Origin of the sequence: Anaerotignum propionicum (assembly GCF_024461735.1) — a bacterium.
Lineage (GTDB): Bacteria > Bacillota > Clostridia > Lachnospirales > Anaerotignaceae > Chakrabartyella.
The window spans coordinates 247,580-262,064 of record NZ_JANGAD010000002.1 but is presented as its reverse complement, the minus strand read 5'-3'; the positions used below and the strand labels follow the sequence as shown (position 1 = coordinate 262,064).

Annotated in this window: 16 protein-coding genes, 1 pseudogene and 1 riboswitch; of the genes and pseudogenes, 5 read left to right on the top strand and 12 right to left on the bottom strand. The window is 39.7% G+C overall.

Features of this window, described 5'->3' with window-relative positions; all coding sequences use genetic code 11:
• Positions 1-139 precede the first annotated feature (139 nt).
• Complete coding sequence (locus tag NE558_RS03825; protein ID WP_256148587.1) at positions 140-1,153, bottom strand: deoxyguanosinetriphosphate triphosphohydrolase; 1,014 nt, start codon at positions 1,151-1,153, stop codon at positions 140-142.
• Positions 1,154-1,369: 216 nt separating this feature from the next.
• Positions 1,370-2,158: a metallophosphoesterase gene (locus NE558_RS03820; RefSeq protein WP_256148586.1), complete on the bottom strand. Its 789-nt coding sequence runs from the start codon at positions 2,156-2,158 to the stop codon at positions 1,370-1,372.
• 126 nt (positions 2,159-2,284) lie between these two features.
• On the opposite strand from NE558_RS03820, the gene NE558_RS03815 reads away from it, so the two are divergent.
• Complete coding sequence (locus NE558_RS03815) at positions 2,285-2,659, top strand: hypothetical protein (RefSeq protein WP_256148585.1); 375 nt, start codon at positions 2,285-2,287, stop codon at positions 2,657-2,659.
• A 366-nt stretch (positions 2,660-3,025) separates the two neighbouring features.
• On the opposite strand, the gene NE558_RS03810 is transcribed toward NE558_RS03815, so the two are convergent.
• Complete coding sequence (locus tag NE558_RS03810) at positions 3,026-3,286, bottom strand: hypothetical protein (RefSeq protein WP_256148584.1); 261 nt, start codon at positions 3,284-3,286, stop codon at positions 3,026-3,028.
• Entirely contained in the window at positions 3,283-3,750 is a 468-nt protein-coding gene (locus NE558_RS03805) for a hypothetical protein (RefSeq protein WP_256148583.1), read from the bottom strand. The genes NE558_RS03810 and NE558_RS03805 overlap by 4 nt, the downstream gene beginning before the upstream one ends.
• A gap of 123 nt (positions 3,751-3,873) precedes the next feature.
• Here NE558_RS03805 and NE558_RS03800 point away from each other — a divergent pair.
• A pseudogene (locus NE558_RS03800) lies at positions 3,874-4,086 on the top strand (hypothetical protein); the annotation flags it as partial.
• A 253-nt stretch (positions 4,087-4,339) separates the two neighbouring features.
• Here the strand turns inward: NE558_RS03800 and NE558_RS03795 are convergent.
• Genes NE558_RS03795 through NE558_RS03785 form a run of 3 tightly spaced genes read right to left on the bottom strand, consistent with a single transcriptional unit; the run spans position 4,340 to position 7,271 of the window.
• On the bottom strand, positions 4,340-5,629 hold the full coding sequence (locus NE558_RS03795; RefSeq protein WP_256148582.1) for a TRAP transporter large permease: 1,290 nt from the start codon (positions 5,627-5,629) through the stop codon (positions 4,340-4,342).
• Positions 5,626-6,114 carry a TRAP transporter small permease gene (locus NE558_RS03790; protein WP_256148581.1) on the bottom strand — a complete coding sequence of 163 codons (489 nt, stop codon included), beginning with the start codon at positions 6,112-6,114 and terminating at the stop codon, positions 5,626-5,628. The genes NE558_RS03795 and NE558_RS03790 overlap by 4 nt, the downstream gene beginning before the upstream one ends.
• Positions 6,115-6,134: 20 nt before the next feature.
• Positions 6,135-7,271: a TRAP transporter substrate-binding protein gene (locus NE558_RS03785; protein ID WP_256148580.1), complete on the bottom strand. Its 1,137-nt coding sequence runs from the start codon at positions 7,269-7,271 to the stop codon at positions 6,135-6,137.
• Between the two features lie 551 nt (positions 7,272-7,822).
• Between NE558_RS03785 and NE558_RS03780 the strand changes: the two genes are divergently transcribed.
• Positions 7,823-8,536, top strand: coding sequence for a GntR family transcriptional regulator (locus NE558_RS03780; protein ID WP_256148579.1), 714 nt, complete (start codon positions 7,823-7,825; stop codon positions 8,534-8,536).
• Positions 8,537-8,679: 143 nt separating this feature from the next.
• On the opposite strand, the gene thiE is transcribed toward NE558_RS03780, so the two are convergent.
• The 4 genes from thiE to NE558_RS03760 all read right to left on the bottom strand — a co-directional run bounded on the left by thiE (position 8,680) and on the right by NE558_RS03760 (position 11,977).
• Positions 8,680-9,321 (bottom strand): thiamine phosphate synthase, encoded by a 642-nt coding sequence (gene thiE, locus NE558_RS03775; RefSeq protein WP_256148577.1) that lies wholly within the window; start codon positions 9,319-9,321, stop codon positions 8,680-8,682.
• Complete coding sequence (thiM, locus tag NE558_RS03770; RefSeq protein WP_256148576.1) at positions 9,308-10,135, bottom strand: hydroxyethylthiazole kinase; 828 nt, start codon at positions 10,133-10,135, stop codon at positions 9,308-9,310. Before thiM ends, thiE begins: the two co-directional genes overlap by 14 nt.
• 186 nt (positions 10,136-10,321) lie before the next feature.
• A riboswitch (TPP riboswitch) is annotated at positions 10,322-10,428 on the bottom strand.
• Between the two features lie 47 nt (positions 10,429-10,475).
• Positions 10,476-11,390 (bottom strand): recombinase family protein, encoded by a 915-nt coding sequence (locus NE558_RS03765; protein ID WP_256148575.1) that lies wholly within the window; start codon positions 11,388-11,390, stop codon positions 10,476-10,478.
• A 317-nt stretch (positions 11,391-11,707) separates the two neighbouring features.
• Complete coding sequence (locus tag NE558_RS03760) at positions 11,708-11,977, bottom strand: hypothetical protein (protein WP_256148573.1); 270 nt, start codon at positions 11,975-11,977, stop codon at positions 11,708-11,710.
• 77 nt (positions 11,978-12,054) lie between these two features.
• Between NE558_RS03760 and NE558_RS03755 the strand changes: the two genes are divergently transcribed.
• Together NE558_RS03755 and NE558_RS03750 are read left to right on the top strand one after the other, a co-directional pair.
• On the top strand, positions 12,055-12,780 hold the full coding sequence (locus NE558_RS03755; protein WP_256148572.1) for a S8 family serine peptidase: 726 nt from the start codon (positions 12,055-12,057) through the stop codon (positions 12,778-12,780).
• Positions 12,780-13,217, top strand: a complete 438-nt coding sequence (locus NE558_RS03750) for a hypothetical protein (protein WP_256148571.1) — start codon at positions 12,780-12,782, stop codon at positions 13,215-13,217. The genes NE558_RS03755 and NE558_RS03750 overlap by 1 nt, the downstream gene beginning before the upstream one ends.
• Before the next feature lie 106 nt (positions 13,218-13,323).
• Here the strand turns inward: NE558_RS03750 and NE558_RS03745 are convergent, their stop codons facing one another.
• Positions 13,324-14,043, bottom strand: a complete 720-nt coding sequence (locus tag NE558_RS03745; RefSeq protein WP_256148569.1) for a helix-turn-helix domain-containing protein — start codon at positions 14,041-14,043, stop codon at positions 13,324-13,326.
• Positions 14,044-14,485 lie beyond the last annotated feature (442 nt).

Genomic DNA, 14,485 nt, shown 5'->3' with positions numbered 1-14,485 from the left:
ATCAAAGAAACTGCCTCCATGGCCGCAATAACCCTTTGTTACTGGGATTTTCTTCCTTCGGAAAGCTATCCTCTAAAACATCCGCAAAAATAAGCATGTGATACCAATTATATGAAAACAAGGAATAAAGTAACAATTCTTAGAGCTTGCTCCACTCCTTTGGAATAAACAGCTGAGAATATTTTGCAACTGCGAAACGATCCGTCATACAAGCGATATAATCACAAGTCACCTGCCAAACAGGCTCGCCCTCTTGCAGCAGCTGTAAAAACTCCCCTTCCATCACCTCAGGATGCTCAATATAATACTCATATAAATCTCCTATGATTTTCTCCGCCTTTTCATGCTCCTCTATGGCAACCCGACTCATATAAACCTTGCGAAACATAAATTCCCTTAAGTTTGTCAAGGTCTCCCTCATTTGACTGCTCATATGAATTTTATTAATACCCGAACTGTTAATAATGGTATCCCGAATCATGGCATTGATGCGGCTGCTGGAGGTAGTGCCAATCAGTGCCACAATTTCCCCAGGGATATCCTGAGGCAAGAGCATTCCTGCCCGCACAGCATCATCAATATCGTGATTGGTATAAGCAATCTTATCAGAAAGCTGCACCACCATTCCTTCCATGGAGGATGGTGCCCCGCTGGTGCGGTGATTCAATATGCCGTCCCGCACCTCCCAAGTTAAATTCAGACCGGCACCATTTTTCTCTAACCTCTCAACCACTCTCAAGCTCTGTTCGTTATGAGAAAAACCACCATGGGCTTCACAAAGCTTGGATAGCTTTCGTTCACCGGCATGCCCAAAGGGGGTATGCCCCAGATCATGCCCCAGAGCGATGGCCTCTGTCAAATCCTCATTGAGGCACAAAGCCCGTGCAATACTCCTGGCTATTTGGGAAACCTCTAAGGTATGAGTTAGCCGTGTGCGGTAATGGTCACCTTCCGGAGAGATAAATACCTGGGTTTTATGCTTCATGCGCCGAAAAGATTTGCAATGTATAATTCGGTCTCTGTCCCTTTGGAAATCTGTGCGAATATCGCACTTTTCCTCAAACCGCTCTCTTCCCTTAGTATCAACGCTTTTTTTCGCATATTCACCAAGCAGTTTTTCCTCTCTTGCCTCTTGCAAAAGTCTCAACTCCATGCTATCCCTCCTTTGGTGGGTCTCTCTGTTATTCTTATACTAGAAAAATACGAGATTCTCTGCAAAAATCCTCTTTTGTGCTCAGGAAAGATTATGAAACCAGCCTTTGCAAAGAAATGAGCCATCCTAATTTGGGATGACTCTCATTTATATTCTTCGTTTTATAGAAATATGACCATTAATCTTATCTTTTCTATTTATTAAGTGGTATTAGCCTCAATCCGGCACCTTGCCACCGCCACCGTATTCTGCGTATTTCTTTCCTCTTACCTGAATAAATTCCAGTTCAGGATAACGCAGTGCTGTCAAATAGCCGCCATAAACACAGCCCTGATCAATATCCACCGTATTCTGCACAATGTGCGGGCCTTCTGCAACCGTGTGACCATAGACCACAAAGGTCTTTCCGTGATAATCTGCCGCCCAATCTAAACGGATTGGCTTGCCGTTGTTTTCAAAGACTCCTGTTGTTTCCCCATAAAGGCATACTGCCCGAATTTTGTTGGAAAAGCGTCCCATAGAATCTTCCCGCAACCCTCCGTGGACAACTGCCAGCCTGCGCTTGTCCAACAGTAAATAATAACATTGGCTTTCATAACAGCACATAAATCGATTGCGAAAAGCAATTCTTTCTTCCTTGGTTAGCTTTTCAAACTCCTCCACAGTATTTTCTAAGCCATGGGAGAGACGAACCTTATTCCCTAAAAAATAACGGTAAAGCTTATTACAATGGTTACCATGAACCCAGAAAGCACCTGCATAAGCCACCTGATCCATCCAGAATTCCAATGCAGCTATATTCTTTGGCCCTTTATCCGCCACATCACCCACAGAAATCATTCTTCTGCCCTTTGGGTGAAAATAGGCTTGTCCTTTTTTTTCATATCCCAATTTGCTCACAAGCTCCATCAGTTCATCGTAACAACCATGGACATCGCCAATGATATCAAATTTATTTTCTTTGAATTCTAAAATACGGAAGTTTCGTTCCCGATGCTCTCTCATACCGTCATTCCACTCCTTACCTTCCTTCTTACTATATCATAAAAAAGTTCGTGGGTGAAAAAAAAGAAGAAAAATATTGCCCATTTGCTCATATATTTAATAAAACGACATTACGGAGGTAATTCCATGTATCATAATCCAAATTTACCATATCCTTTTTCTTCTCGTACTTGCGGACGCCCTATTTATCAACGTCCCACACCTGTATCAGACTGGGGAAGTATACCCACTGCACACCCAAATTGTAAGGAGCTCCCGGTTTGCAGAGAACAGCCCGTTTGTGAAGAGAAAACCCGAAAGCAACCTGTTTGTGAGGAAAAACCCATTTGTGTAGAAAAGCCTCAAGTTAAAAACTGTCAGCCTCAACCGGCGAACCCGGTATGTGAAGATCCTTGCCGTAATAACTCTCTCACATGCGCAAATTCCTGCAATGATTCCTGTTGCAACGGAAATCAACTGATTTTCTTATTCGTGATACTATATTTATTCGGAATGAATTGATACCTTTTCCCTACATCCATTTTTCCTGTTTGTAACATCAAAAAAGCCCGCTGTCTTTCCAGCATGGGCTTTTTATTTTGTAAAAATAATCTTTCACGATAGCTCAATAAAATTCTGTCCAAAAAATCATACATTATAACACGATTTATTCCAATAATCTGGTGTATATATCATTAACCCTACTGCTTTTTTCGTAGACCTTCCCCTTCAAAACTGTTTTTTATACAGAGTTCTTACATATATAAATATCCACGATTCTAGTAAAGGCTAGTTCCTTTTTAAAGGAGCACAAAAAAGCGGCATCTGCCAAATGCAAACACCGCCAAGAAACTTAAGTAAAAGAAATTTTGGGCTCTTTGGTGGAAATTAATAGCCCAGCATGGACATTACTTGAACCATACGCTCCTGCTCCTCTTTTGGTAAGGTAGCACTCACTGCCGCCAAAAGAGCCTTTTGCTGATCCTCAGGCAATTTTCCGCCCTCCGCCAACCGCTCACCAAACTCCAACAATACATCAAGTCGTTCCATGCCTGTTTTTCCACGGCTTTTTTCCGCCGCTTCCCGTATCAATTTCAGTCTTTCTTCCCCTAATGCCTGTACTTCTGGGATATCCCAATCTTTGCTCACGATTGCCCCTCCTTGCGATCCATAATATTTCTAATCTCCATAATTTTGAGCATAGTATCTATTTGCATTTTATCTTGTGGTGCTAAATAAGGTTTTACTGCTTGCAGCAAATTATGCCTGCGGTATACAGGATCCTCCTGTTTTTCTCTTGTTTCCAGTTTGGTCCCCTCTAACACCCGCCTTATTTCCATAAAACGTGCTATGACAAAAATATTTTTTTGAAATTCCATATCCAAAAATGGAATGGCAGAAAATAAAATATTTTCTCCCTGTGTAGTGCCAAAGGGTGACTCTTGTACAGAAGCTTCTTTCACTTGAATGTCCTGAGGCTTTTGCTCCTCCGCACTCCCAAAAAGACGACGCAGCCGCTCTACTTTCTCCATCATACGAAAGGCATCGCTTCCATCCGCGCCCATCATCGTGCTCAAAAGCTTCATCTGATCGCCGTTCAATTTATCCTCCATTTCACACCTCCCCCAACAAGCCTTTTAAAAAGATATGATGAACAGAAAGAAAAAATACCTTTGCCTATTCCCAAAAACTCATTTTCACATATTTTAATAGAGAAAGAAAGGAGATGTTTTTCCATGTCTTTTCCAAATTATTCGTCCCAAAGAGGCGAAGCCAAAACCTCTCCTGAAACCCTTTTCACAGGAAAGGGAATCGGTATTGCCTTCCTGGATACAGGCATCTCTCCCGTTGCGGATTTTATTTCGCCACTCAATCGAATTGCCGCTTTTCGGGATTTTGTAAACGGAAAAAAAGAGCCCTATGATGATAACGGTCACGGCACCCATGTGACGTAATCGAACCTGTGAATTCTGGCATAAAAATATATATCTAGAAAAACGAAGAACCCCCTTTCTTTTCAGAAAGAGGGCTCCTCCGGAGTTCAATATGCGTCTCAGCTATCCTAAGATAGGGGACATCTAAATTAATAATAATAGAACATACAAATTGCAGCAAATAAGATAACCGCACAATCAAGCAAGCAATCCTTTGCTTTATTTACATTAACCATAACCCATAACTTCCTTTCATCCTAGTAAAGCCTTAGGATAGTATATTAGGCAAGAACAGGGAGATTGCTGGTACATAAGTAATCAACATCAGTGTGGCAATCATCAAAACCAAGAATGGTATAATACCTTTTATGACATTATCCAACGTAGTTTCACCCACACGGGAGGCGACGAACAAGTTTACGCCCAGAGGAGGTGTGATAAAGCCGATTGCCAAGTTAACTACCATAATAATACCAAAGTGTGTTACGTCTACACCCATTGCTGTTACCACAGGGAACAGAATAGGAGCCAAAATCATAATTGCACACAAGGTTTCCATGAAACAACCAACAATCAACAGCAATACGTTGATTAACAAGAGAATCAAAATCTTGCTATCAGTCAAAGAAGTTAAGAAAGTTGCTACTGTCGTAGGGATACGTCCCAATGTAAGAACCTTGGAGAAACCAGCAGCACAACCGATTACAATCAAAATGGTTGCTGTTGTTTCACAAGCATTTTTAGTAACGTTCAATAACTGTTTAAAATTCATTTCTTTATAAACCAAACAGCCGATAACCAAGCTGTAGATTACAGATACAGCCGCAGCTTCTGTTGGTGTAAAGATACCACCGTAAATACCACCCAGAATAATGACAGGAGAAAGGAGCGCCCATTTGGCATCCCAAGTTTCTCTTAATGCTCTTTTTACTGTAAATGGTTCGGTATCTCCCTTATATCCCATTTTTCTAGCATAGTAATAGGAATAACCAATCAAAACAATACCAATGATGATACCGGGAATAAAGCCTGCCATAAACAGCTTACTTACAGAGCTGTTTGTGGTAACGCTGTAAACAACCATAGGGATGCTGGGAGGGATAATAACGCCAATGGAACCTGCCGCAGCAATCAAAGCCAATACGAACTTTTTGTCATATCCTTTTTGTATCATGGTGGGAACAACCATACCGCCTACCGCTGCAACGGTTGCAGGGCCGGAACCGGAGATTGCCGCAAAGAACATACAAACTACTACCGTTACGATAGCCAAACCACCTTGGATACGACCAAAATAAACGTTAGCAACATTCAGCAATCGGCGAGAGATGCCACCGCCGCCCATTAATTCACCGGCAAAAACGAAAAACGGAATCGCCATAATGGGGAAGGAGTCTGCACCGGTTACAAGGTTCTGTGTAATAAAGCCAAATGTCAGCTGTTTTGTGTATAAAATATAAGATAATGATGCAATACCCAAGGAAAAACCGATGGGAACGGTCAAAACCAAGGATACAATCAGTGCACCAAAAACAACAAGAGCAATACCACTTGTCATGCTTCCGCCACCTCCTCATGATTCTTAATCGCTTTTATTCTTCTCAAAATACATTGAACTTGGCGAATCGCAGTTAAAACAAAACCAATCAAAGGTGCCGCATATACGTACTGCATAGGAATACGCATAGCAGGAGAGAGCTGACCGCTCCATGTGATTTTTTGGAACACTGTAACCGCTGTCACTGCAATAAATACAGAGAAACCTAAAACAATCAGTTCACTTAAAATTTCGATATAAGGTCTCAATTTCTTTGGATACAGATTAATCGCCGCATCGATACGAATGTGCTTTTCACGACGAGCAGTATAGCTTACTGCAAAATAAATCAGCCAAATAAACATATATCTGGATAATTCCTCAGACCAAACCAAGGAATTTTGGAATACGTAACGCATGATAACCTGAATGCCAATGATGACACTCATCAAAAACATCAATGGAATAATAAAAAATTCTTCCAAATGATCATTAAAGAATTTCATTTTACTGCCTCCCCTCTTAATTACGAAGCTGACCCTTCAACGGGATATTTAGCTTTTGCCTTTTCTACCTCGCTATACAGTAAGTCTACGACTTCTGGATTAGTAACTTTCTTGTAAGCCAAATCTTTAACACCAACGCATGCAGCCTTAAACTCTTCCACTGCTTCCGGTGTTAACTCTGTATAGGTCATGCCGGGGTAGTTTTTGATATTTTCCAGTGCAGCCGCTTCGTATTTAGAACATCTTTCACGCTCATAATTTACAGCTTCTTTAGAAACCTTCATAACGATTTCTTGTTGCTGTGGTGTAAGGCCTCCAAATTTTTCCTGACTCATCAGAATCAAATAAGGGGAGTAAATATGCTTTGTGTATGTATAGAATTTTTGTACTTCACAGAACTTTGTCTGCCATGTTAATTCTGCACCATTATCCTGACCATCTACTGTATGCTGCTGTAATGCAGTAAACAATTCAGTAAATGCCATAGGTGTAGGGTTTGCGCCATAGCTCTTCCACTGTGCCAACTGTAATTCGTTCTCCATAATACGGATTTTCAGCCCTTTCAGGTCAGAAACCTTTTCAACCTTTCTATCAGAGGTTGTTAAAGTACGGAAAGAATTTTCCTGGAACTGTAAAAGCTTAAATCCTTTATCTTTAAGACCTGCAGCAAGGGTATCCCCCAAAACGCCGTCAAGTACTTCATAAACTTGTTGCTTATTATCATATAACCAAGGAATATCTAAACAGAAAATATCATTACTAAAAGACGCTACTGTTGCATTTGTAGCCAATACGATATCATAATTCCCAAATTGACAGCCTTCCAATAATTCACGCTCGCTGCCTAAAACGTTGTCTGTATAAATATCACAGCTTAATGCACCATCGCTTTCTTGCTCAAGACGCATTTTAAAATACTTTGCTGCGTCAATTGTTGCAGGTGCATTTCCTAACGCATAAATAAAACGATAGCAATCAGGCTTTAGTTCTACGCCTGAATCAAAATTATCTGGCTCAACCTTTGCTTCCACAAAACCCGTAGGTGTTGCAGGAGTATCAGAGTCACCTGATTTTGTATCCTGAGGCTTTTCCCCACAAGCAGTGAGTCCTAGCGCCATAACTGTTGCCAATGCAGCAGCTATCCCTCTTTTCAACATAGATTTCCCTCCTAAATATTGAACAGTTTCCGGTTTTCTCTCCCCAAAAACAAAAAAAAGCGTTTTTGGAATCATCTTTCGTGTACTTACTATGTAGTCCCGGCCGAGGATACAAGATGATTACTTCACAAAAAAACTTCTTTTCAAAACAATTAATCATCTTTTTCTATTATAAATATTCATTTTTTTGTAGTCAATCCGTAATAAAGACGAATAAAAGTCTCTAAAAGGGTACTTTCAAATCGTATTTTCATTATATTTTACTGAAATTTTAATCTTTATACCATATTTATACTCTAATCTAATATTATTGCACAAAAATTAAGGTCTTATTTTGTAAACACACAAATTTATAATAGCTAATAAATGTCGTATTTTCTAAAATAAATGTTTCATTTTTTGGTTTTTTTTGGATTTTTGAAATAAACCCTTATTTTTTCATGTTTTCAGGATAAAAAGTAGATTTTTTTTAGTTTCTGATGTATAATATTTTATGGGGAAAAGATGAAAGTGAAGCAACATAATCATGAACGTGAGGATGGGGAACAATTGTGGAGGAGAAGAAAGCACAAACATTAGAAGGCAAAAAAAGTACATTGGCAAATCAAATTTACCAAGACTTAAAAAACAGCATCACAAAAAAAGGTTATTCACCTGGGGAAAAATTGAATATTAAAGAATTGGCAAGAAGGTATAATGTGAGTGATACACCTGTGAAGCAGGCACTGCAACGTTTAGCCGATGAAAAAATGGTAATCAACATACCCAACAAAGGCATGAGCGTGCGTGCACTCACCCCTCATGAGCTAAACGACATATTTGATATGCGTTTAATGATGGATACCTTTTTTACCAAGGATATTATTTCAACCTTGAACTATAATGACGCCTTGCGTCAACAGTTGGTTGATAGCCTGGAAGAACAAAAAAGATTTGTACAGGCCAGTGAATCCTCTCTTCATCCAGAGAGATATTTTTCTATGGATATGGAATTTCACACCCTATATCTAACTGCGTCAGGAAATCAAAAGGCAGTTGATGTTTTTATCAATTTACAGCCCTTTACTTACGCAACGGGTACGTATCTAAATCAGCCCCATTATCGGGACTGCGAATGCGTTGCTGAGCATGAAGAGATTTTGAAAGCAGCCTTTGCAGGAGATTTGGATGGGTTAAACTGTGCAGTGAAAACCCATATTGAAAATTCCAGACGTGCTCTGCAGTTAATTTTCAAGGTAAATCAAATGGTTTTAGCCAATGAATAAAAAACCGTATTAAAAAATAAAAGGTCGTACAATAAGGGGCTCTTATGTGCGGCCTTTCTTCATTATATATATGTTAATTTTATAACATATCATCAACCAATCTCAGGGTACAAATTAATGAAAACATGTTATTTGACTTTGTGTTACGATTTTACAACACGCTCCAACTTTTGTTTCATTTCTGATGCTGCCTTTTTGATATCCTCTGCGGCAAAAATTGCTGAGACAACAGCAACACCATCAATACCAGTCCCTTCAAGCTCCATCACATTATGATGGCTGATTCCGCCAATGGCAACAACGGGTATCTCCACTGCCCCACAAATCGCCTTTAACTCCTCAAAGGTTACATCTGCCGCATCCAGTTTTGTTGAGGTCTGAAACATGGCTCCAACGCCCAAATAGTCAGCACCTCTGTCTTGGGCAAGCAGGGCTTCCTCAACAGTACGGGTGGAAACACCAATGATCTTATCCTTACCCAGCCTTTGGCGAACACTTCCTGTCTCCATATCACTTTGTCCAACATGAACACCATCAGCATCAACGGCTAAAGCCACCTCAATATTATCATTAATCACAAAAGGAACGTTATATTTTTTACAAACTTCTTTTACTTCCTTAGCCTGCTCCAGAAACTCTTCAAAAGAAGCATCCTTTTCCCGCAACTGCACAAAGGTTGCTCCCCCCAGCAATGCTTTCTCCACATCATCAGAAAGCTTTCTTTCATGTAACCATGCATGATCCGTCACTGCATATAACAACAAGCTCTTACTATCTAGATTCAATTTTCATGCCCTCCTCTAAAATCTCATCCGTCAAATTACTCATTGCATCAATTATATAAGTACGATAGGATGAGGTGCCATTCAATTCTGACTCCTTTAATCTTTGCAATGCAATCTCACCGCAAAGTCCCATTGCAGCCACCGCCGCCGCTGCTGCATCCAATAAATGATTTGAATTTGCCACGCAATACGCCGCTACCACACCACTGAGCATACAACCAGTTCCAGTTATTTTGGACATCAAAGGATTTCCATTACGAATTGCATATGCCTTTTCTTCATCGGCGACAATATCAATTGCCCCTGTCATTGCAATCACCGCACCTGTTTTCCCACTGAGTAGATTTGCAAACTGGATCATTTCATCCAAATTTTCCTCTGTTACACGGTCTGCAATGTCCGCATCTACACCCTTTGTTGTACCTTCTGTACCCCAAAGTGCCTTTAACTCTGAAACATTCCCCCGTATTACAGAAAACTGCACCTCATCCAAAAGGCGAATTGCTGTATCCGTACGTAATTTAGATGCACCGGCACCTACAGGATCCAACACCGTTACATGCCCCAGCTCATTGGCTCTTTTTCCTGCTAAAAGCATGGATTCAATGGTACGGGCATTTAACGTTCCTATATTGATATTCAGACCACCGCAAATACTCGTAATTTCTTCCGCCTCCCCTGCGTCATCAGCCATGATAGGGGAACCACCGCAAGCCAATAAAATATTGGCCACATCGTTTACTGTAACATAATTTGTGATATTGTGTACCAGAGGCACAGTTTCTCTTACATTTTTGATTAAATTTTTCTCCATTGTTTTTCCTCCTTAAAATTCCATTGGATTTTCCGGCGGAACCCTTCGAAAATTGATTTATGGTTTATTAATAACGGACAGCCCTTCCAAAACATTGCCTTGAAAATATAAGTAGCAACAAAAGGCCTTTCTTGTTTTGTCAACACCTTAGATGTCCGTTAAAAAAGACACTCCCCACGGGAGTGTCTTCATAAACGAAGTATGTCCCTACGTTGGCATTATCCAAATCAGGTTCACGGTCGAAGTATCGGTACTTCCTCTCAGCCTGCCTACAAGCTCCCATTTTTTTATAATCGGAATTACTTCCTGTTTTTTAGAATATCACAGGGTTTTCCGGTTGTCAAACGCTTTGTTTCCCTCGTCGGTTCTTCACCATCTTTTTCTGTATTTTTTCAAAAGACTTTTCACTTAGAATGGGCTCATGGGTATTCTTTACAACGATCCAGCTTTCCTTAGGAAGCTCAATGGTTTTTTTAGATTTATAACTAACCTTTTGTTCTCTCCCTTGCACCATATGTCCGATGTAGACAGGGTTTTTCAAAATTTTACGCACAGTTCCGGCCCCCCATTTCTTACAGACTTCTCTACCTAAATCCTGCCCTCTTTTTTGCTTTTCTTGGGAGGGTGTAGGGATATTCTCAAGGGTCAACTGTTCTGCTATTTTTTTGCAGGATAGACCAGACAGATACAGCTTAGCTATAATACGCACCACACTGGCTTCCTCCTCCAAAATTATTAAATGATGACGGTCAGAAGCGTCCTTCTCATAACCATAGGGTGCATAATTCCCCAAAAACTGCCCCATTTCCATTTTTCTTCGTAGTACAGATCGAATATTTTCTGAAAGCTCCTCACAATACCATTCATTCACTAAGCTATTGATTTGCCTTGCCTTTTTATTCTCTTTTTTTGATGTGTCAACTCCATCCACTACCGTGATAAAACGGATACCCCACAAAGGAAAGCGTTCATGCAAATATATCTCCGCCGTAGCCGCACTACGGGTAAATCGTGATTGGGTTTTACAGAGGATTATCTCAAATTTTTTATCCTTTGCATCCTGAATCAAGCGGCAAAAAGCTGGTCGATCCTCTCGTAAGCCTGAATAATCCTCGTCCTCATAAATATCATAAATTTCCCATCCGTTTTTTTGGGCATAAGCTATAAGCAGTATCCGCTGGTTTCTTATACTTTCGCTTTCTTCCCCCGTTCCATCCTCCACAGAGAGACGGCAATATAAGGCTGCCTTGGGCATAACTACGCCCCCTTACTCTTTCTTACTATCAATATATACCAGAGGGGTATCCACATATCCCAAAAAATATGAGAAATCGCTTGTGTTATACGAGGCTTAAGCTAACAGAGACTCTTTTATACTATGGATATGCTTCCGGGTATGGCAAGTGAATCAGGCAAACTTAATCACGAATAAGCTTTGCCGTTCATTCTAAATTCAATGCCAAAAACAGTTGAGTCCATTTGCTTATCAGCTTGAAGCAAACAATAAAATTCCCGCAGCTAAAAACTGCGGGAGAAATTTCTTATAACGAAATATTTATTCTTTTTCAACTCTTAATCCAAATCTTTAAAGATATATTTGTTACAGTTTGGACAGCAACTATCCTCGGCAATCTTCTTTCTACTATTGAGTGACTTTTTACAATGGGGACATTTATAATACTTGGTTTCCAAAACAAACGTAAACACTGCCAAAGCCACTGCAAAATAATAATTATGCAAAAACACAAAACTCATGGCGGCAACAGCTAATAATAAAATATAGATCTTTTGAAACTTTTTATAATTTGCCAATAACTTCTGTCCCTTTTCAGATATTTTCACAAAAGTCCCCCCAATTTTGAATGTCTATTCTTTTTTATTTTATCCCAACTAAGATATAAAAGCAACACAAAAGATACGTGACCCATGTCACGGGTATCGCCTGTGGCAGTGGTATTCTTTCCAATGGCCGCTACAAGGGAATTGCACCGGAGGCTCATATTATTTCCTTAAAAATTCTTGACAGCAACGGCCAAGGCAGTTCCTCCCACGCTGTTGCCGCATTAAGATGGATAATGGACAATGCTGCAAAATATAATATAAGAGTAGTAAATTTATCCATCGGTTCCAACGACAGAAAGGTGAATCAGCCTTTGAAGGAAAGCGTTGAAATTCTCTGGCGTAGAGGAATTGTTGTAGTGGCTGCCGCGGGCAATCCAGATGGACGAAGAGGCTATCAGCCTCCGCCACCCATCAGCCCCATGGTAATTACTGTGGGAACTTGGGAAGATCGAGATTATTTTACACGTCATAAGCCTTTCTCCCTTTTTACCAAGGAGTCATCCAATCTGCCGGATATCTGGGCCCCAGGAGAAAATATTGTTTCTGTTCTCTCCCCTGATTATAAGTTCAGCATGCCCAACCGCAGTCGGGAGAATATTATTTATCCCAATTATATATGTATGAGTGGTGCCTCTATGGCTACCCCCTTGGTAAGCGGAGCGGCCTCTTTGCTGTTAGAACGATTCCCTTATGTCAGACCCAACGAAATTAAGGCAGCTCTAACGAAAATAGCAGCCGAAAACGGAGGACTGTTGGATCAAAGTACCTGTCTGAACCAAACAGGAAAGGTGGTTTTAATGTAATGGAACGAAATTTAATTTATGAATTGACAAAAACACTTCAGCAAACAGATGGTCTTGAGAAAGACTTTCTGTCGATGTCTACGTCCTTAAGAGAAGCAATTGAGAGAAACTACATTCAGAAAATTCAGTTAGCCGCCGGTGACCAAAAGTCATTTACCGTGGAACATCCACCAAAGGAGGTTACCCTTCTTAGAGCAATCGCACCCTTCCTAGATGAAGGCGGTCGAGGGCAAATCCGTGATATCTGTCGTTCTTTGCTTTTTATTAATTCCTTACAAGGGGTAAATCAAAGCGTTGCCAACTTAACCCAAGATGGTGGTCTCCTTGCAGCTAGAAGTGCCGACGGAAGTCCCGATGAAGCAGGGGAAAATTTAAATCCCCAAGCAGCTAAAATTGCGGGGCTTTTAATGTCAATTGCATTAATGGATAAATTTTGAGGTAACAAGAAACCTTATTCCTTGCTTCAAAAAACTCTTCTCTAGCGAATTAAAAACACACAAAAAACCGATTGCTAAGCATATTTTATGCATAGCAATCGGTTTTTTATAGTTCCTGATTAATAACAAACATATTCATTTTCTTAATTTGTTTAAGGTCTTCCTTGGTCATTACCAATTGTTCTTTCATTTCCTCGTTCTCTACCATCACATCCAGAGACATTAAAAATTTAAATGCAACCGGCAAGATTGGTTGTGTGGAAAGCCCTGAAAACATCCCTACCAATCGGCGATTGTGGGTGAAAGAATTAATGGCATACATAAATACTTGCTCCACTTTGTTATTCTGATTCTCAAAATTGAAATTGGTAAATGCATCAAATTTTCGCATGTTTCCGTGATAAAGAAATTTGCAGTTGTAATAATTACTGTAGTCTTCTACATCTACATAAAAATTCGCTTTATAAATACCATTTTCCCCTGCGCCTTGCACCTCAATAATATTTTTGACAATTCGACCTTTTCTTCCATCATAGAAATACAAATAATATTTTGTTTTTCCCGTTTTCCGCTTTACAAGAGCATCCCCTTCTGTATCCTCAGAAGTTGTGACATTTTCATAATCCACAAGCTGATTTACAGAAATATTTAAGGCATCTGCGATAGAAAATAGGGTTTCAATATCAATTGAAATCTCACCATTTTCATATTTAGAAACTGTTGCTTTGCTTTTGTGAATCATTTCTGCAAAGACCTCAATTGTTAACTTCTTTAGCTTTCTGTAAAGCCTGATCCGTTTACCCACATGGATACTGACTTCTTTCATAATTTCCTCCTATTTTTGTTTCTATATGCTATTTAAAGTATATTTTGCGCAAATTTCAGTTTGTAATGCTGATAGTATTCTTCAATTTTGACGAAACTCCTTTGCAGTTTATAGTTGTTTTTTTAAAAATACCCATAGGGGCTGATAATCGTCCTCGGCAGGAAGACAATCCTTGTTTTTTCTGCTTGTTTTGAAAAAAGAACACCCCAAATATAACCACCCGAATCTACACTCATACATTTTTCCACTTACAGTGGAAAATTTCTGCATTTATTTCTGCATACACAAAATTTATTGTCCATGATTTCCGAACAGTTCTCTTCCTATTTCTATTCAAAACAGAGAAAATACTATAACTATTATTCAAATTTTTTTCAGTTCATTAGATAATATCACAAAAAAAATTAGATGAAAAATATTTTACCAGTAAATTTCATTTGCA

What these genes read in the sequence shown, in the direction of transcription:
- NE558_RS03825 (WP_256148587.1), bottom strand. Translation starts at nt 1,153, where the DNA reads ATGGAGTTGAGACTTTTGCAAGAGGCAAGAGAGGAAAAACTGCTTGGT.
- NE558_RS03820 (WP_256148586.1), bottom strand. Translation starts at nt 2,158, where the DNA reads ATGAGAGAGCATCGGGAACGAAACTTCCGTATTTTAGAATTCAAAGAA.
- NE558_RS03785 (WP_256148580.1), bottom strand. Translation starts at nt 7,271, where the DNA reads ATGTTGAAAAGAGGGATAGCTGCTGCATTGGCAACAGTTATGGCGCTA.
- NE558_RS03750 (WP_256148571.1), top strand. Translation starts at nt 12,780, where the DNA reads ATGGAACGAAATTTAATTTATGAATTGACAAAAACACTTCAGCAAACA.
- NE558_RS03765 (WP_256148575.1), bottom strand. Translation starts at nt 11,390, where the DNA reads ATGCCCAAGGCAGCCTTATATTGCCGTCTCTCTGTGGAGGATGGAACG.
- NE558_RS03745 (WP_256148569.1), bottom strand. Translation starts at nt 14,043, where the DNA reads ATGAAAGAAGTCAGTATCCATGTGGGTAAACGGATCAGGCTTTACAGA.
- thiM (WP_256148576.1), bottom strand. Translation starts at nt 10,135, where the DNA reads ATGGAGAAAAATTTAATCAAAAATGTAAGAGAAACTGTGCCTCTGGTA.
- NE558_RS03790 (WP_256148581.1), bottom strand. Translation starts at nt 6,114, where the DNA reads ATGAAATTCTTTAATGATCATTTGGAAGAATTTTTTATTATTCCATTG.
- NE558_RS03815 (WP_256148585.1), top strand. Translation starts at nt 2,285, where the DNA reads ATGTATCATAATCCAAATTTACCATATCCTTTTTCTTCTCGTACTTGC.
- NE558_RS03805 (WP_256148583.1), bottom strand. Translation starts at nt 3,750, where the DNA reads ATGGAGGATAAATTGAACGGCGATCAGATGAAGCTTTTGAGCACGATG.
- NE558_RS03795 (WP_256148582.1), bottom strand. Translation starts at nt 5,629, where the DNA reads ATGACAAGTGGTATTGCTCTTGTTGTTTTTGGTGCACTGATTGTATCC.